General features: G+C 65.7%; 10 protein-coding genes and 3 pseudogenes. 4 read left to right on the top strand and 9 right to left on the bottom strand.

Features of this window, described 5'->3' with window-relative positions:
• Nucleotides 1–3 precede the first annotated feature (3 nt).
• From CKW46_RS14360 to CKW46_RS14375, 4 genes and pseudogenes are all read right to left on the bottom strand, one after another.
• On the bottom strand, nucleotides 4–768 hold the full coding sequence (locus CKW46_RS14360; protein ID WP_482053293.1) for a CPBP family intramembrane glutamic endopeptidase: 765 nt from the start codon (nucleotides 766–768) through the stop codon (nucleotides 4–6).
• A 297-nt stretch (nucleotides 769–1,065) separates the two neighbouring features.
• Nucleotides 1,066–1,730, bottom strand: a pseudogene (locus CKW46_RS14365) (MOSC domain-containing protein).
• A gap of 50 nt (nucleotides 1,731–1,780) precedes the next feature.
• Nucleotides 1,781–4,182, bottom strand: a pseudogene (locus CKW46_RS14370) (phosphoketolase family protein).
• Between the two features lie 45 nt (nucleotides 4,183–4,227).
• Nucleotides 4,228–5,085 carry an SDR family oxidoreductase gene (locus tag CKW46_RS14375; protein ID WP_015355519.1) on the bottom strand — a complete coding sequence of 286 codons (858 nt, stop codon included), beginning with the start codon at nucleotides 5,083–5,085 and terminating at the stop codon, nucleotides 4,228–4,230.
• A 143-nt stretch (nucleotides 5,086–5,228) separates the two neighbouring features.
• Between CKW46_RS14375 and CKW46_RS14380 the strand changes: the two genes are divergently transcribed.
• From CKW46_RS14380 to CKW46_RS14395, 4 genes and pseudogenes are all read left to right on the top strand, one after another.
• Nucleotides 5,229–5,738, top strand: coding sequence for a GNAT family N-acetyltransferase (locus CKW46_RS14380; RefSeq protein ID WP_015355520.1), 510 nt, complete (start codon nucleotides 5,229–5,231; stop codon nucleotides 5,736–5,738).
• A gap of 102 nt (nucleotides 5,739–5,840) precedes the next feature.
• Nucleotides 5,841–8,285 (top strand): annotated as a pseudogene (locus tag CKW46_RS14385) (CaiB/BaiF CoA transferase family protein).
• An 85-nt stretch (nucleotides 8,286–8,370) separates the two neighbouring features.
• Nucleotides 8,371–9,855, top strand: coding sequence for an acetyl-CoA acetyltransferase (locus CKW46_RS14390; protein ID WP_482053294.1), 1,485 nt, complete (start codon nucleotides 8,371–8,373; stop codon nucleotides 9,853–9,855).
• Nucleotides 9,856–9,976: 121 nt separating this feature from the next.
• On the top strand, nucleotides 9,977–12,076 hold the full coding sequence (locus CKW46_RS14395; protein ID WP_117437241.1) for an NAD(P)H-binding protein: 2,100 nt from the start codon (nucleotides 9,977–9,979) through the stop codon (nucleotides 12,074–12,076).
• A 101-nt stretch (nucleotides 12,077–12,177) separates the two neighbouring features.
• Here the strand turns inward: CKW46_RS14395 and CKW46_RS14400 are convergent, their stop codons facing one another.
• The 5 genes from CKW46_RS14400 to CKW46_RS14420 form a co-directional block, all read right to left on the bottom strand.
• On the bottom strand, nucleotides 12,178–12,624 hold the full coding sequence (locus CKW46_RS14400) for a DMT family transporter (protein WP_117437240.1): 447 nt from the start codon (nucleotides 12,622–12,624) through the stop codon (nucleotides 12,178–12,180).
• A 123-nt stretch (nucleotides 12,625–12,747) separates the two neighbouring features.
• Entirely contained in the window at nucleotides 12,748–13,080 is a 333-nt protein-coding gene (locus CKW46_RS14405) for a TfoX/Sxy family protein (protein ID WP_015355523.1), read from the bottom strand.
• Nucleotides 13,081–13,082: 2 nt separating this feature from the next.
• Nucleotides 13,083–13,472, bottom strand: a complete 390-nt coding sequence (locus CKW46_RS14410) for a nitroreductase family deazaflavin-dependent oxidoreductase (RefSeq protein WP_011740869.1) — start codon at nucleotides 13,470–13,472, stop codon at nucleotides 13,083–13,085.
• 104 nt (nucleotides 13,473–13,576) lie between these two features.
• Nucleotides 13,577–15,838, bottom strand: coding sequence for an endopeptidase La (lon, locus tag CKW46_RS14415; RefSeq protein ID WP_117437254.1), 2,262 nt, complete (start codon nucleotides 15,836–15,838; stop codon nucleotides 13,577–13,579).
• 103 nt (nucleotides 15,839–15,941) lie between these two features.
• Nucleotides 15,942–17,186, bottom strand: a complete 1,245-nt coding sequence (locus tag CKW46_RS14420; RefSeq protein WP_015355526.1) for an alpha-hydroxy acid oxidase — start codon at nucleotides 17,184–17,186, stop codon at nucleotides 15,942–15,944.
• Nucleotides 17,187–17,344: the final 158 nt, after the last annotated feature.

Below are 17,344 nucleotides of genomic sequence, written 5' to 3' on the forward strand. Positions count from 1 at the left end.
GGTTCAGCTCGACAGGTGCCAGACCACAGCGGCCGCCAGGGCACCCACGCCGTTCAGCGACCAATGCAGGGCGATCGGCGCGATCAAGCTTCCGCTGCGGCGGCGCAACCAGCTGAAGACGAAGCCGGCGGCCCCGGTGGCCAGGACCGCCAAGACGACGCCGGCGACCATCCCGACTATCCCGCCACCGAACAACCGGGTGAAACCGACGTTGCTACTGGTCAGTCCCAGCGACGTCGCGACGTGCCAAAGTCCGAACAACAATGATCCCGCCAGCGCCACCCCGCGAAATCCCCAAGCCCGATTCAGCGCCCCATGCAGCACCCCGCGGAAGGCGAGCTCCTCGGGGATGACCGTTTGCAGCGGGATGATGACCATAGAGGCAATCACGGCGCCAGAAACCGTCGCGTAGTGGTTGTTCATGAACATCGGCCGAGTCATCGGCAACAGCACACCTACCGAGATCACCAGGACCACCAGGCCAACCGCGGCCAGCGCGTAGAGCATCCCAGATCTCCAGTGATCCCGCCCCAACCCCAACTCGGCCCAGCCCAGACCCCTGCTACGCACCAGGATGACCAGCCCGACCGCGGCCGCCGGGACGGTCGCGATGCTCGCCCACGGCGTGGTGAAGTGCGCAATAAGATTTGTCAGCACCAACACCACCACAACAACCGCGACATCAAGGTGGATACGCAACCTGTGCAGCGCGGAAAGCTGCGTCACTAGCGCATCCGGGTGAGGGGCCGTCGTCGCATGGTCACGCATGCCGACCGATTCTACCTGCGGGGCGGTCGTCCACCTCCGTTTTTCGTCGGCGCCAGCGGTACCGGCTAACTGCAGGCAAGGGCAACCGGGGCGGCCGCGAGATGCGGCCGCCCGCTCGTCTCCTCGGCCCACATCACCGAAAGGGCAGACAACCCTTACAAACTCGGCGGGGCCAACAGCAGCTCGAAAGGATCGGGCCGCCCCGCGGCGCCGTGCTCACCGGTGATTCCTTGCTGTCGTATGCGCACCGACGCACGTCGAGTGTCTACTTGCTCACAGTCGCCGAGGCCGACGCGCTCAGCCAGTGTTGGACGCCAGCCGACGGCGCACATCCGCCTTGATTTCCGCCGGCAGCGCATCTGCCGCCAGCAGCTTGGGAAGCAGGTCGGGTTCAGCCATCCGAGCACGAAATACCAGCCCAATGGTCACGTCGTGATCAGGCCGGTGGTCGACGGTGATCGTGTCGCCGGCGCGCACCGTTCCCGGCGAGATCACCCGTAAGTAGGCGCCGGGCTTGCCGGCCTGGGTGAAGGTCTTGATCCATTGCTTCAGATTCAAGAACGCCGCGAACGTGCGGCACGGGACCCGCGGCGCGGAGACTTCCAGCACCAAGCCGTCGGCGCCGATACGCCAGTGTTCCCCGATCCGCGCGCCAGTGACGTCGAGGCCCGAGGTCGTCAGATTTTCGCCGAAGATTCCGTTGGTGAGGGTGCGCTGCAGTTGCGCCTCCCACGCGTCAAGGTCTTCTCGCGAGTAGGCGTACACCGCCTGATCGTCACCCCCATGGAAGTTGTGATTGCCGATGGTGTCCCCGACCAGACCGCTCCCCAGGCCCCCTTGCATGGGCCGGGGGCACGGACCATTACCGCCTCATCCGCCGCCACTTTGTCGATACCCGTCAATTCCGACGTCGAACGCACGTCGGGATTCGCCCGGGTACGAGCCAAGTTGACCGTCAACACATGCGCCACCTACACAGGCTAGCGCCGAAGCATGGGTCGCCTCGCTCCCATCACTCGCCAAGCTCGCTCTGCTCGCTCGGCTCCCAGGCCCAATCCGCAATTCGCGGGTCGTCCTCACCATGCTCACGCGTGTACTGGCGCGCTGCCAGGCGCGCATCGGCCATCCGCTGCCGCAGCACCGCAGCCCGGCTGGACAGGCCCACCACCCGGTCGATGACGTCGATCACCAGGTGGAAGCGATCCAGGTCATTGAGCATCACCATGTCGAACGGCGTAGTCGTGGTGCCTCGCTCCTTGAACCCGCGCACATGGATGCGGGCATGGTTGGCACGACGGTAAGCAAGGCGGTGGATCAGCCATGGATAGCCGTGGTAGGCGAAAATGACCGGCTTGTCGCGGGTGAACAGCGCATCGAACTCGCGGTCCGGCAAGCCGTGGGGGTGCTCGGACTCCGGCTGCAAACGCATGATGTCGACGACGTTGACCACCCGGACACCCAGGTCGGGCAGTTCGCGACGCAGGATATCGGCGGCCGCCAGTGTCTCCAACGTCGGAATGTCTCCCGCGCAGGCCAGCACCACGTCGGGCTCGCCGCTGGCCGTACTCGCCCACTGCCAGATGCCCAGTCCCCGGGTGCAGTGCGCGATGGCCTCGTCCATATCCAGATAAGCCAGCGCGGGCTGCTTGCCGGCGACGATGACGTTGACGTAGTTGCGGCTACGCAGGCAGTGGTCGGCAACCGAAAGCAAGGTGTTCCCGTCCGGCGGCAAGTAGACGCGGACCACCTCCGGACGCTTGTTGGCGACCAGGTCGATGAACCCGGGATCCTGATGGGAAGCGCCGTTGTGGTCCTGCCGCCACACGTGGGAACTCAGCAGGTAGTTCAGCGATGCGATCGGCCGCCGCCACGGCAGCTCCCGGCTGGTGGAAAGCCATTTCGTGTGCTGATTGAACATCGAGTCGACGATATGCACGAAGGCCTCGTAGCAATCGAACATGCCGTGGCGGCCGGTCAGTAGATAACCTTCCAGCCAGCCCTGACACAGATGTTCTGACAGCACCTCCATCACGCGGCCTTCGGCCGAAAGGTGGTCGTCATCGGCCGTGGTCTCCGACAGCCAGGTTCGGCCGGTTGCCTCGAATACGGCGCTGAGCCGATTCGACGCCGTCTCATCCGGACCCATCAGACGGAATCGATCCGGGTTTCGCCTGATCACATCGCGCAGAAATGTCCCGAGTACCCGAGTGGCTTCGTGGATTTCGGTGCCCGGGCTGTTGACCTGCACCGCGTAGTCGCGGAAGTCGGGCAGATCGAGGTCACGCAACAAGAGCCCGCCGTTGGCGTGCGGGTTGGCGCTCATCCGTCGATTGCCGCTGGGAGCCATCGCCCGCAGCTGCGCTCGCAGCTTGCCGTGATCGTCGAACAGCTCGTGGGGCCGGTAGCTGCGCAGCCATTCTTCAAGCTGGTCACGGTGCTGCGCGTTGTCGTGGGTGTCAGCTAGCGGAACCTGATGGGATCGCCAGGTGCCCTCGACCTTCTTGCCGTCGACGACTTTTGGCCCCGTCCAGCCCTTGGGGGTGCGTAGCACGATCATTGGCCATACCGGCCGCTTGATATCGCCGCCGGTGCGGGCGGCGAGCTGAATCGCGGCGATCTCGTCGAACGCCTCGTCGAGCGCGCCGGCCAGCTGCTGGTGCACACGGGGCGGATCATCGCCGGCCACCGTGATGGGCCGGTAGCCGTAGCCGCGCAACAGCGATTCGAGCTCGTCATGCGGAATGCGGGCCAGCACGGTCGGATTGGCGATCTTGTAGCCGTTGAGATGCAAGATCGGCAGCACCGCCCCGTCGATGGCGGGGTTGAGGAACTTGTTCGAATGCCAGCTTGTCGCCAGTGGACCGGTCTCGGCTTCACCGTCACCGACCACGCAGGCGACCACCAGGTCGGGGTTGTCGAAGGCCGCGCCGTAAGCATGCACCAGCGCGTAGCCGAGCTCGCCGCCCTCATGAATGGACCCGGGCGTCTGCGCCGCGACATGGCTGGGAATCCCGCCCGGAAAGGAAAACTGGCGAAACAGCCGCCGCATTCCGTCGGTGTTCTCCGCGATGGCGCTGTACACCTCGCTGTAGGTGCCTTCCAAGTACGCATTGGCTACCAGTCCGGGCCCCCGTGGCCGGGCCCGGTGACGTAGATGACGTTGGCGTCGCGCTCGCGAATTATCCGGTTCAGGTGCGCGTAGATCAGATTGAGGCCGGGGGTGGTGCCCCAGTGCCCCAGCAGCCGGGGTTTGACGTGCGTGGGCACCAGCGGTTCGGCCAACAGTGGATTGTCCAGCAGATAGATCTGACCGACCGACAGGTAGTTGGCGGCGCGCCAATAGGCGTCAATGAGGGCCAGGTCGTCGTCGGACAGGGGAGCGGGTTCGCTGGTGGCACGATTTTCTGGGCTCATCTCATCGATTGTGCGTGCCGTCGATGAACAACCCGTTGACGGCGCTCAGCTTTCTCCGGTTTCGCCGCGGGCGCGGGCCTCGTAGGCCTCGCGCTTGGCGGCGTCGACGTCGTCGGTGAAGACATGCTCACCCCCGAGGAGTCGGTTGAGGCCTTCGGACAGCCAGCGGGGGAGGTACTTCTGCGAGGCGATCATGGCGCCGGCCGCTTTGGTGACCCGCACGCGAGGCTTGGGATTGGCCACCAGCGCGACGATTGCGTCGGCGATGTCAGAGGGCTCAGCGTTCTTGAACCCTTTCATCCCCGGCGTCCCCGACGCGAGTTCGGTGTTGACGAAGGTCGGCAACACCATGGAGAACTTCACCCCGGTGGTGCGGTATTCGATCCTGGCGGCATCGGTGAATGCGATCACCGCGTGCTTGCTTGCGCAATAGGTGGCCAGGCCCACCACGTAGATCTCGCCGGCCAGCGATGCGACGTTGATGACGTGGCCCCGCCCGCGGGGAACCATTCGCTGAGCCGCCAGCTTGCTGCCCACCATGACGCCGTAGACATTGATGTCCAGAATGCGCCGGGTCACCGAATCCGGCTCGTCGACAATCCGCCCGACAGGCATGATGCCGGCATTGTTCACCAGCACGTCGAGCGGGCCGAGTTGGCGCTCGACTTGATCGAGGAAGTCCGAGAAGGAATTTGGGTCGGTGACATCGAGTTTGCCGTACACCTCGAGGCCGAGGTCGGCGCCGGCCTCCTTCACAGCGGGTTCGTCAACGTCGCTGATCGCGACTTTGGCACCCAGCTTGTGCAGCGCGGTCGCGGTTGCCAGCCCGATTCCCCGTGCACCGCCGGTGATCACGATGACTTTGTCCCGGACCCTGACGCCGATGGTTGTCGAATCTGCCATTTCGCCCTCCCCGACTTTGACGGGTGTCAACTAGTCGACCCGCCAAGCACAGCACTGACGGCTCCGCTGCGCAAATGGCCCTGGTGATGGGCGCGCACGCCGATTGAATGGCCATAGCGGCAGACAGTCTCGATACTGCAACCATGATCGAGGTCCGCGCAGCCACCCCGGAGGATGCCTATGACGTGGCCCGGGTGCATGTGCGTTCGTGGCAGTGGGCATTCCGGGGACTGATTTCCCAGGATTACCTCGACAATCTCAGCCCGCAAGACTGGGTCGACCGCTACACCGTTGGCCGGATGGGGTTGCGACTACCCTCCATCCAGGTGGCGGTCGACGGTTCGGCGATCCGCGGCCTGGCCACCACCGGTCTATCCCGCGACACGGAGCTGTCGAACTTCGGTGAGCTCCGGGCGATCTATGTCGATCCCGAGCATGTCTGCACCGGCGTCGGACGGTTGCTCATGACTGCCGCCCGGGAACGGCTGCGGCGGGTTGGCGTCACCGCAGCCGTGTTATGGGTCCTGGATGGCAATGCCCGCGCTCGGCGCTTCTATGAACGCGATGGATGGAATTTCGACGGCACGCGTCGCACCGAGATCATCGGCGACACCCCGGTCGACCAAATGCGCTACCGCTGCTCACTGACCTAGCCGCCCGGCGCGGAATCATCGACTGGCCGAGGCCGCACCGATGCGCTTGGCCGGTCGGCGGCCCGTTTGATGCGGAGCCCGCTGCCACCCGGCGGCTACGGTATGCAAATGGCCGACCAGCTGCTCGCCGCGGTGCGCGTCCTGGACTTGTCCGGCGGTACCGCCGACACGGTCGCGCGCTTGCTCGCCGACCTCGGCGCCGACGTCCTCAAGGTGGAGCCGCCCGGCGGGAGCCCCGGACGTAACCAAGCGCCCACGCTGGCGGGCGCCAGCATTCCGTTCGCCGTGCACAACGCCAACAAGCGCAGCGTGGTGCTGGACCCCAACGACGCAGCCGACCGGGCACGGCTGCTCGAGCTGGCCGCCGGCGCCGACATCCTCGTCGACAGCGGTCTGCCGGGGCAGGCCAGCAGCTACGGGACATCGTGTGTGGAGCTAGCCGATCGCTGCCCCCACCTGGTGGTGCTGTCGTTCACCGACTTCGGTGCATCGGGTCCGCGATCGTCGTGGCGGGCAACCGACGCGGTGCTCTACGCGATGTCGGGATCGCTATCACGGTCAGGGCCCACCACCGGCACCCCGGTATTGCCGCCAGATGGCATCGCTTCGGCGACAGCCGCGGTCCAGGCGACCTGGTCGGTGCTGGCCGCCTACTACAACAAATTGCGTTGCGGTACCGGCGATTACATCGACTTCTCGCGCTTCGATGCGGTGGTGATGGCTCTTGATCCCGCATTCGGGGCACACGGGCAGGTCGCGGCCGGCATCCGAAGCAGTGCGCGGTGGCGGGGACGCCCGAAAAACCAGGACGCCTACCCGATCTACCCGTGCCAGGACGGGTACGTGCGATTGTGCGTGATGGCGCCGCGCCAGTGGCGCGGCCTACGCCGCTGGCTGGGGGAACCACCAGACTTTCAGGATCCCAAGTACGACGTGATCGGTGCTCGTTTCGCGGCCTGGCCGCAGATCAGTGAGTTGGTTGCGGCGCTGTTTGCCCCCCAGACGATGAAGGAGCTGGTGGCTGCCGGCCAAGCCCACGGGGTCCCGATTGCGGCCGTCCTCACACCGTCGCGGATTCTGGCCTCCGAACACTTCCAGGCGGTGGGAGCCATCACCGAGGCCGAACTGGTCCCCGGGGTGCATACCAAGGTCCCCACCGGATACTTCGTGGTCAACGAGCAGCGGGCGGGGTTTCACACTCCCGCACCCGCCGTGGGCCAAGACCAGCCGCGCTGGCTGGCCGACCCGGCTCCGGAGCTTGCGAGCACGGCCAGCGTGGGGGGCTACCCGCTCGAAGGGCTGCGGATTCTCGATCTGGGCATCATCGTCGCGGGGGGCGAGCTGAGCCGGCTGTTCGGCGACCTGGGCGCCGAGGTCATCAAGGTCGAAAGCGCCGACTACCCCGACGGGCTACGACAGGCCCGTGCCGGTGACGCGATGAGTGAGTCGTTTGCCTGGACGCACCGTAATCATCGTGCGCTCGGCCTCGACCTGCGCAGCCCCGAGGGCAAGCAAATTTTCGGTCGCCTGGTCGCCGCGGCCGACGCCGTGTTCGCCAACTTCAAGCCGGGCACCCTGACCTCGCTGGGCTTCAATTACGCCAACCTCCATGCCCTCAACCCGCACATCGTGCTCGCCGGCAGCAGCGCGTTCGGTAATCGCGGCCCCTGGAGTACCCGGCTGGGATACGGCCCGCTGGTGCGAGCCACCACCGGCGTGACCCGGGTGTGGACATCCGAAGACGCCGCTACCGACGGTTCCCGGCATGCCTTCTAGGACGCCACGACAATTTTCCCCGACCACGTTGTCGGGCGAATCGTTGCCGTCCTGGCGCTGGCCGCGCTGATCCACCGTCACCGCACCGGTACCGGAGCCCACGTACACATCTCGCAAGCCGAAGTTGTGGTCAATCAGCTCGACACCCTGTTCGTCACCGAGGCCGCACTGGCCGCCGGCATCGCCGAAGTCCGCAATGACCTCAGTGTGCACGCGGTATGCCCCTGCGCCGGTGACGACGAGTGGTGCGTCGTCACCATCTGCTCGGACAACGAATGGCGCTGTGCGGCGAAACTGATCGACCAACCCGAACTGGCCGATGACCCGCGCTTCGCCTCGGCCGAGTCGCGCATGGCCAATCGCGCCGAATTGGTCGCAGTCGTGTCGGCCTGGACCGCCGACCACACCCCATTCGAGGCGGCCCAGGCGCTGCAAGCGGCAGGGATTGCAGCGGGCCCGATGAACCGCCCGCCGGACCTTCTGGAGGACCCGCAACTAATCGCGCGAAACCTGTTCCGCGACATGACCCATCCGCTCATCGCACGCCCGCTGCCCGCGGAGACCGGCCCGGCGCCGTTTCGCCATATCCCGCAGTCACCACAACGACCCGCGCCGCAGCCGGGTCAGGACACCCGAGAGATCTGCACTGAGCTGCTGGACATGAGCCCGGAAGAAATCGAGTTCCTGATCACCGAAGGCGTGCTGTTCGCCCCGTCGGCTAACTCCGAGCAGCTGGCCACCGAACAGCAGGGCTCCGGGGAAAGCCGGTGACGCCTTCGCTCGCTCGATTGCGCCGCCGGCCCGAGGTCGAGCGCGACGTGCGGTGGCCGGCGAGGGGCGGCGCTAGGTTCGATTCATGGCCGTAGACCCCCGCACGCCGGTGCTGATCGGCTACGGCCAGGTCAACTACCGCGATGAAATCGACCCCACCATGCCGTCGGTCGAGCCTGTCGATCTGATGCTCGCCGCGGCGCAGCAGGCGGCCGATTCCCGGGTGCTCGCGGCCGTTGACTCCATTCGCGTGGTCCGCGTGCTCTCGGCGCACTACCGCAATCCCGGCCAGTTGCTCGGCGAGCGGCTGCAGGCCAGTGGTTTCGCCACCAGCTACAGCAGCGTCGGCGGCAACACACCGCAGTCTCTGGTCAGCCAGGCGTGCCTGGACGTACAGCGGGGTCGAGCCGGGGTGGTGTTGATCGCTGGCGCCGAGACGTGGCGGACCAGGACCGGTCTGAAGTCCAAGGGCGCCCGACTGACCTGGACGCTTCAGGACGAATCCGTTCCGCTGCCGCGGGTCGCCGGCCAGGATGTGCCGATGGCCGGCGAGAGCGAAATCAGAATCAAGCTGGATCGGCCCGCCTACGTCTATCCGATGTTCGAGCAGGCGCTACGCATCGCCAACGGCGAGTCAATCGAGGACCACCGCAGCAGAGTCGGCCGACTGTGGGCGGGGTTCAACGCGGTCGCGGTGGATAACCCGCACGCCTGGATCCGCACCCCGATGACTGCCGAACAGATTTGTCGGCCCGGCCCGCAGAACCGGATGATCAGCTGGCCCTACACCAAGCTGATGAACTCCAACAACATGGTTGACCAGGGCGCCGCCCTGATCCTCACGTCGGTCGAGCAGGCGACACGGCTGCGGGTGCCCACCGAACGCTGGGTCTACCCGCAGACCGGGACCGAGGCGCACGACACCTTCTCGATTGCCGAGCGCGCCGAGCTGCACCAGTCGCCGGCCATCCGAATTGCCGGGGCACGCGCGTTGGAACTCGCCGGTCTGGGCATCAACGATGCCGACTACGTCGACCTGTACTCGTGTTTCCCGTCCGCGGTGCAGGTTGCCGCACACGAACTCGGGCTGCCTGTCGACGATGCCGACCGGCCGTTGACCGTCACCGGCGGACTGACCTTTGCCGGGGGCCCGTGGAACAACTACGTCACACATTCGATTGCCACCATGGCCGAGTTATTGGCGGCCAACCCCGGCCGGCGCGGGCTGATCACCGCCAACGGCGGCTACCTGACCAAGCACAGCATCGGCGTGTACGGCACCGAGCCACCCGCGGAGTTCCGCTGGGAAGACGTGCAACCGCTGGTGGACCGCGAGCCCACCCGGGCCGCCCTGGTCGGATGGGACGGCGTCGGCGCCGTCGAGGCCTGGACAACGCCCTTCACCAGAGACGGGCAACCCGAGAAGGCCTTCGTCGCCGTGCGCACGCCCACCGGGGCGCGTACCTTAGGCGTGATCACCGATCCCGCATCGGCCAATGCCACCGTGCATGAGGACATCGCCGGGGCAAAGGTTGCCATCGCTGCCGATGGCAACGCGACATTGCGGTAACCGGCCCCACCGGTAATAGCGGGCGCATCCAGCACCGAAGTGTCACGGTCGAGACTCAAGTGTCGCGCAAATGGGGCCAACATGCCTATTGTCATGGAAAGCGTTGGGGGAGGTGAGTAAGGTGCACGTCCTGGTTACCGACGCCGCGGGAGCGATCGGGCGGCTGGTCACACGTCAGCTGATCGCTGCGGGACACACCGTAAGCGGTATATCTTCCCACCCACACGACTACCTGGATCCCAACGTCGATTTTGTTTGCGCATCGCTGCGCAACCCAGTGCTATTGGAGTTAGCCAGCGAAGCGGACGCGGTGATTCACCTCGCCCCTGTCGAGAAGGGCGCGCCGGGTGCCGCGGGCATCACCGGCTTGGCACACGTGAGCAACGCTGCGGCCCGCGCCGGCGCCCGGTTGCTGTTCGTGTCCCAGGCCGCGGGCTCACCGGAGCTTTATCAACAAGCCGAGACACTGGTGTCGACCGGTTGGGCACCGAGTTTGGTCATCCGCATTGCACCGCCGGTCGGCCGCCAGCTCGACTGGATGGTGTGTCGCACGGTCGCGACCCTGATGCGCTCCAAGGTCTCCGCCCGGCCGATGCGGGTACTGCACCTCGACGATCTGGTCCGGTTCCTGGTTCTGGCGCTGGACACCGACCGCAATGGTGTCGTCGACCTGGCCACGCCCGACACCACAAACGTGGTCACCGCGTGGCGGCTGCTCGGATCAGTCGACCCGCGGTTGCGGCCGCACCGGGTTCAAGGCTGGTCACAGTTGATCCCTGAGATGGATATCGCTGCAGCACAGGAAGATTGGAACTTTCAGTACGGGTGGCAGGCCACCGATGCGATCGTCGATACCGGCCGTGGCCTGGTCGGGCGCAGACTAGATCCCGCCGGTGCGACCATCGGTTCGGCCCAGTTGGCGCTACCGGTGGAGCCGACACCGCGACTGACGCCCGCCGACGGGACCGCCCTGGATTCCGCGGCACCAGACGGGCTGGAGGGCGAGTTCGACGACCGGATCGACCCGCGGTTCCCAGTCTTCAGCGCGGCCAGTCTCGCCGAGGCGCTGCCCGGGCCGCTGACCCCGATGACCCTGGACGTCCAGATGAGCGGGTTGCGCGCTGCGGGGCGAGCGATGGGCCAAGTGCTCGCCGTTGGCGACGTGGTCGCCGAGGAGTGGGGGAGCCGGGCTATCGCGGTGTTCGGTCATCGCCCCTATGTTGGGGTGTCGGCCAATCTCGTCGCCGCGACCCAATTGCCCGGCTGGAATGAGCGAGCAGTCACCCAGCAAGCATTGGGGGGTAACACCCAGGTCACCGAGCTGCTGCCGTTCGGCCGGCCCCAGCTGACCGGTGGACCCCTGCGGTCGGCGGCCAAGGTGCTGGTGACGGCGCGGTCGCTTTCCCTGTTACGTCATATCCGTGCTGATACGCAGGCTTACGTGACCGCGGCGGCTGACGAACACGTTGGCGCCGAGCAGCTCTCTACGCTGCCCGACGCCAGCCTGGAAGTTCGGATTCGATTGTTACGGGACCGGATTCACCAAGGCTGGATCCTCACGGCGCTATGGGTCATCGATACAGGTGTTACCGCCGCAACGCTCGAGCACACCCGGGCCGGAACCAGCGTCTCCGGTGTCGGCGTGATCATGGAAAGCGGCCGTATCGCCGCGGAGACCGCGGCGCTGACCGAAATCCTGCGCGCCGATGCTCCGTTGTGTGCGCTGGCCCGCGACGGCAACGTCGACAGCATCCTAGCCCTATCGGCATCAGCGGCCGCCGCACTTGACGCTACGGTTGCCCGGCTCGCGCATCGGGGTTGCGGCGAAGCGGAGCTGGCCAACCCGTCTTTCGGTGACGATCCGGCGCTGCTGCTGACAGCGGCGGCCAAAGCCGCAGCAGCACCCGCGACACCGGCGGCGGCGCCGACCTTGTCCCAGCGCTTGGCCGCCAGTGCCCGCGGTTCGCGCGAACTCGCCCATGACACCACCATCCGGTTCACCCACGACCTCCGGATGACTTTGCGCGAACTGGCATCTCGTCGGGTAACGGCCGATCTGATGGACACCATCGATGATGTCTACTATTTGACCGCCGACGAGTTGGTAACCATGCCGGCCGATGCGCGGCTACGAATCAAGCGCCGACGCACCGAACGGGAACGGTTACAGGCTCAGCACCCACCCGAAGTGATTGACGGCAACTGGAATCCCGCGCTTTGACATCGTCGCGGACATTCCAGACACCGCCCGGGTGATCCATCAATCCGGCGATCGCAACGGTGGGCCCTTGGCGCGCCCACGGCCACCAGGACGGTCGCCCGCTAGAACTTGGCAACCAATACCACCCCGCAAACCAGGAACGCACCGTCGAGGGCCCGCCACAGGGTGAGCGGATGAGCGTCCACCCGGAGCCAGCCGAAATGATCGATCAGTAACGACATGATGAGTGCTGCTGTGACCGTGACCCCAATGAACGTGCCCGCGCCCACCTTGTTGACCAATGTCAGGCCCGCATAGACCTGCACCGCTCCGACGAGGCCGCCGACCACGGCCCACCACGGCATCGAGGCGATGTCCTTGGTGGTGGGTAGCGGGTTGGGCATGATGAGGAATGCGCCCACGAAAAATATCGTGATCAGCGCAAACGAAATCGCTGATGCCAGCCATGGGTTGATCATGTGTTTGTACAGTTGCCCATTCATCGCAGCTCCACATGTCTGTAGAGCTCCGCCCAGGATGATGAACGGGATAATCCAGCCTGCACTCATAACTCTCCTAACCACTGCACTACTCGGCTGCCCTCGGTCGTATGATTCCTCACGGCAACACTAGGGGCTCACCGCCGGCGGCGCTTCGCGGCAACGGAGGCCAGGGCGTGGGTTCCGCGCTCGTTACTTGGGCGGCATCGTGCGCACGTAGGCCACGGCGCGGTCCACCCAACTCTGAAGCTGACGTTTGGTTTTGACGCCTTGGCTGGCCACTTGCAGCCAGCGGCGGGTTTCGCGTCCGGCCATGACCATGGGGCTGACGTGATCACGCTCGAGCAGCTTGTCGGCGTCTTCCGGCGGCACTCTGACCAATAGTCCGCCCTGCCCGCTGACGGCAACGGCCATGTGCCCGCCGATGAGAAATGCAAGCCCGCCGAACATGCGCATTTCATCCACGCCGGGCTGTCGAGCCAGCAACTCACGGATCCGGTCGGCCAGGCCGGTGTCATAGGCCATGGTCAGTCCAAATCCACCCGGATGCTCAGCAACTCGCTACCGATCGCCCGAACGACCGCGCTGTTGAGCCGGGGCAGGTTGCCCAGCCGCTGTAGCGGGTCGTCGTCGGGCAATAGGTGAGCGGTTCCGCTTCGCCACTCGCCGTCAAGGCGCACCCGAACCGCTGGGTTAGCCTTGATATTGCGAACGTAATCCGAATGCTCGCCGTGTTCGGAGACCATCCAGAACTGGTTGTCCACCAACTTGCCGCCCACCGCGGTGTGGCGGGGTTGTCCGCTCTTGCGACCGATGGTTTCCAGCATGGTCACCGGCAATTGTCTGCCGATCGGATTGACCACAAGTTTTTGCATGCGATGGACTACTCGGCGTTTGAGATCCCGAAGCTCGGCCATGTCCCTGATTGTGCAGCAGACCGCACGGCACCGCTAGCACCGAGCGCCGCGCTGGGGTGACGCTCAGTGTCGACGGTCACCCCAGCGTGGCATTGGCGACGGTGTCAGGCGGCGACCCCAGCGGCCTCAGCCGCCGGTTCCAGCGCTTGCGCAACGATCTCGGCGACATCGGTCATCGGTTTGACCACTAGTGCGCCCAGCACCTCGGCAGGAACGTCGTCGAGGTCGGGTTCATTGCGAGCCGGAATGAAAACCGTTGACAGCCCGGCACGTTGCGCTGCGAGCAACTTCTGTTTGACGCCGCCGATCGGCAGCACTCGGCCGTTGAGCGTGACTTCCCCGGTCATGCCGACATCGGCGCGGACCTGACGCCCGGTGGCCATCGAGACCAGCGCGGTCACCATGGTGACACCGGCGGACGGGCCGTCTTTGGGTACCGCGCCTGCGGGCACATGCACGTGGATGCTGCGATCCAGCGTCGTGGGATCCACACCGAACTGCCCAGCGTGAGAGCGCACGTAGGACAGAGCGATCTGCGCCGACTCCTTCATCACATCACCCAACTGCCCGGTCAGTTGCAGCGAACCTTCGCCCGGCCGTGGCGGTCCAGCGGCACCGGCCTCGATGTAGAGCACGTCACCGCCCAGGCCCGTAACGGCCAGTCCGGTGGCCACACCCGGCACCGCGGTGCGTTCAGCGGCCTCGGGGGTAAACCGCGGGCGGCCCAGGTAGCCAACCAGATCGGGCTCGTCGATCGTCGCGGGTCCGGGATCTGCGGCCAACTTTGTGGTCACCTTGCGCAGCACTTTGGCCAGCAGCCTTTCGAACTGCCGCACACCCGGTTCACGGGTGTAGTCGGCAGCGATCTTGCGCAACGCGGCCTCGGTGATCATGACCTCGTCGTCGCTCAGCGCTGCCCGGTCTCGCTGCCGGGGCAGCAGGTAGTCGCGGGCGATGGCAACCTTGTCGTCCTCGGTGTAGCCGTCGATCTCGACCAGCTCCATCCGGTCCAGCAGGGCCGAGGGAATGTTCTCGATCACGTTGGCCGTAGCCAGAAACACCACATCGGACAGGTCCAAGTCCAGATCCAGGTAGTGATCGCGGAAGGTGTGGTTCTGGGCAGGGCCAAGCACCTCCAGCAGGGCAGCGCTTGGGTCGCCCCGATAGTCGGAACCGACCTTGTCGATTTCATCCAGCAGCACAACGGGATTCATCGATCCCGCCTCGCTGATCGCACGGACGATCCGGCCTGGCAGCGCGCCCACATAGGTACGCCGGTGGCCGCGGATCTCGGCCTCGTCGCGGACACCACCCAGGGCGACGCGCACGAAGCGGCGCCCCAGGGCTCGGGCCACGCTTTCGCCCAAGGACGTCTTGCCGACCCCGGGAGGACCGGCGAGCACCATCACCGCGCCCGAACCACGCCCGCCGACGACCTGCAGTCCACGCTGCGCGCGTCGGGCACGCACCGCCAGATACTCGATGATGCGGTCTTTGACATCGTCGAGGCCGTGGTGATCGGCATCGAGGGTCTCGCGGGCCGCGCTCAAGTCGACCGAGTCCTCGGTCGTGATATTCCACGGCAGCTCGAGCACGGTGTCCAGCCAGGTGCGAATCCAGCCGCTGTCCGGGCTTTGGTCGCTGGCCCGTTCCAGCTTGCTAACCTCACGCAGCGCCGCTTCGCGCACCTTGTCGGGCAGTTCAGCGGCCTCGATACGGGCCCGGTAGTCCTCTGGATCTCCGGCGCCGTCGGGATCACCCTCACCCAGTTCCTTACGAATCGCAGCCAGCTGTTGGCGCAGCAGGAACTCCTTCTGCGTCTTTTCCATGCCCGCCCGCACATCGTCGGCGATCTTGTCGTTGACCTCGACTTCGGCGAGATGGTCGCCGGTCCAATCGATCAGCAACCGCAGACGCTGGGAAACGTCGGCCGTCTCGAGCAACTGGCGCTTCTGCATATCCGCCAGATACGACGCGTACCCGGCGGTGTCCGCGAGCGCAGACGGATCGGTGAGGCTATTGACGTGGTCGATGATCTGCCAGGCCTCGCGTCGTTGCAGCATGGCCACTAACAGCTTCTTGTACTCGGCGGCAAGCGTCTTGGCTTCCTCGGTCGCCTCACCTCGCACGACAGCGGCGGCGCCACCGCCAGCGATTCGCCCAACCTGCAGAATCTTTGCCAAGACGCCGTAGGTGGGGTATCGGTCATCGAGCCGAGGAGCGATCAGCAACTGCCCAGACTCGCTGGCCCGCGCGGCGTCGATCGCCGCTTGTGCGGCATCGTCGAGCGTGATCGGCACGACCATTCCGGGTAGCACGATGGTGTCACTGACGAACAGCACCGGCACTGATATGGCTTGGGGTATCAATCCTCCAATAGCTAGGTCTATTGCGCTTAACCCAGCTGTCGGGCGTTTTGTTCCCCGGCGCAGGCCGATGGCTGATTCCGCCGAACTCGAGCGCGCAGCCTCACGTCGGCAGAGGTATGGGACCCAGTCGCTGCAACTGCGTCACATGCTTGGCCGAGAGTTCTTCCAGGCAGGTCACCCCCAGCAGCCGCATGGTCCGGGAGACGCCGGCGGACAGGATCTCGATCGCGCGTTTGACCCCCGCTTCGCCACCAGCCATCAGCCCATACAGGTACGCCCGCCCAATCAGCGTGCACCGCGCACCGAGCGCGATCGCGGCGACGATATCGGCACCGGACATGATGCCGGTGTCCACCACGATCTCGGTGTCCTTGCCCAGCTCGCGGGCAACCAGGGGCAACAGGTGGAACGGCACCGGCGCACGATCGAGTTGGCGACCGCCATGATTGGACAACACGATGCCGTCGGCCCCGCGTTCCACCACCGCGCGGGCATCGTCGAGGGTCTGGATCCCCTTGACGACCAGCTTGCCTGGCCATTGGGCCTTCATCCACTCCAGGTCGTCGAAGGTGACGCTGGGATCGAACATGGTGTTCAGATACTCGCCGACGGTGCCCGACCAGCGATCCAGTGATGCGAAGGCCAGCGGCTCGGTGGTCAGCAGGTCGAACCACCAATGTGGGTGCGGCAGTGCGTCAAGCACCGTTCGTAGCGTCAAGGCCGGCGGTATCGACATGCCGTTGCGGACATCGCGTAGCCGCGCACCCGCGACCGGAACGTCCACGGTGACCAGCATGGTGTCGAATCCCGCGTCCGCTGCGCGTTTGACCAACGCCATCGAACGGTCCCGGTCCCGCCACATGTAGAGCTGAAACCATTTGCGGCCCTGGGGAACAGCCGCCTGCAGATCCTCTATTGCGCAGGTGGCCAGAGTCGACATGGAAAACGGGATCCCGGCCTCGGCGGCCGCCCTCGCACCGGCGATCTCGCCCTCGGTGTGCATCAATCGAGTGAACCCGGTCGGCGCGATACCGAAGGGCAACGCGACCGGCTTGCCAAAGACGTCCCAGCCGGTACGCACACTCGTGACATCGCGCAGGATCGTCGGGTGAAATTCGATATCGCGGAAGGCCTGCCGGACACGCTCGATCGACAGTTCGTCCTCGGCTGCACCGTCGGTGTAGTCGAACGCCGCTCTGGGGGTACGCCGTTTCGCGACACGGCGCAGGTCCTCGATGGTTAGGGCGGTTTCCAGACGGCGCTTGGTGCGGTTGAACTGGGGCCTCTTGAACTGCATCAGGGGTGCCAGGTCACCCACCCTCGGAAGCCTGCGATCGACAGCCATCAGCGCCTGCGCTCATCCGTGCTCATTCGCGTCATCTAACCAGTGTATCAACGTGGTCGCATGGACTCGACAAGACATCCCTTTGACCTGAAGCGATTCGTCGAGGCACCCGCTGCTACGCCCGCCGGCTCGACCCGCTGACGCTCGCGCAGCTGAAT

Source organism: Mycobacterium liflandii, assembly GCF_022354805.1.
In the GTDB taxonomy this organism is placed as follows: domain Bacteria; phylum Actinomycetota; class Actinomycetes; order Mycobacteriales; family Mycobacteriaceae; genus Mycobacterium; species Mycobacterium marinum.

Excerpts from the sequence above, each read along its gene's own strand:
- CKW46_RS14360 (WP_482053293.1), bottom strand. The coding sequence starts at position 768 with ATGCGTGACCATGCGACGACGGCCCCTCACCCGGATGCGCTAGTGACG.
- CKW46_RS14375 (WP_015355519.1), bottom strand. The coding sequence starts at position 5,085 with ATGGCAGATTCGACAACCATCGGCGTCAGGGTCCGGGACAAAGTCATC.
- CKW46_RS14380 (WP_015355520.1), top strand. The coding sequence starts at position 5,229 with ATGATCGAGGTCCGCGCAGCCACCCCGGAGGATGCCTATGACGTGGCC.
- CKW46_RS14390 (WP_482053294.1), top strand. The coding sequence starts at position 8,371 with ATGGCCGTAGACCCCCGCACGCCGGTGCTGATCGGCTACGGCCAGGTC.
- CKW46_RS14400 (WP_117437240.1), bottom strand. The coding sequence starts at position 12,624 with ATGAGTGCAGGCTGGATTATCCCGTTCATCATCCTGGGCGGAGCTCTA.
- CKW46_RS14405 (WP_015355523.1), bottom strand. The coding sequence starts at position 13,080 with ATGGCCTATGACACCGGCCTGGCCGACCGGATCCGTGAGTTGCTGGCT.
- CKW46_RS14410 (WP_011740869.1), bottom strand. The coding sequence starts at position 13,472 with ATGGCCGAGCTTCGGGATCTCAAACGCCGAGTAGTCCATCGCATGCAA.
- CKW46_RS14420 (WP_015355526.1), bottom strand. The coding sequence starts at position 17,186 with ATGGCTGTCGATCGCAGGCTTCCGAGGGTGGGTGACCTGGCACCCCTG.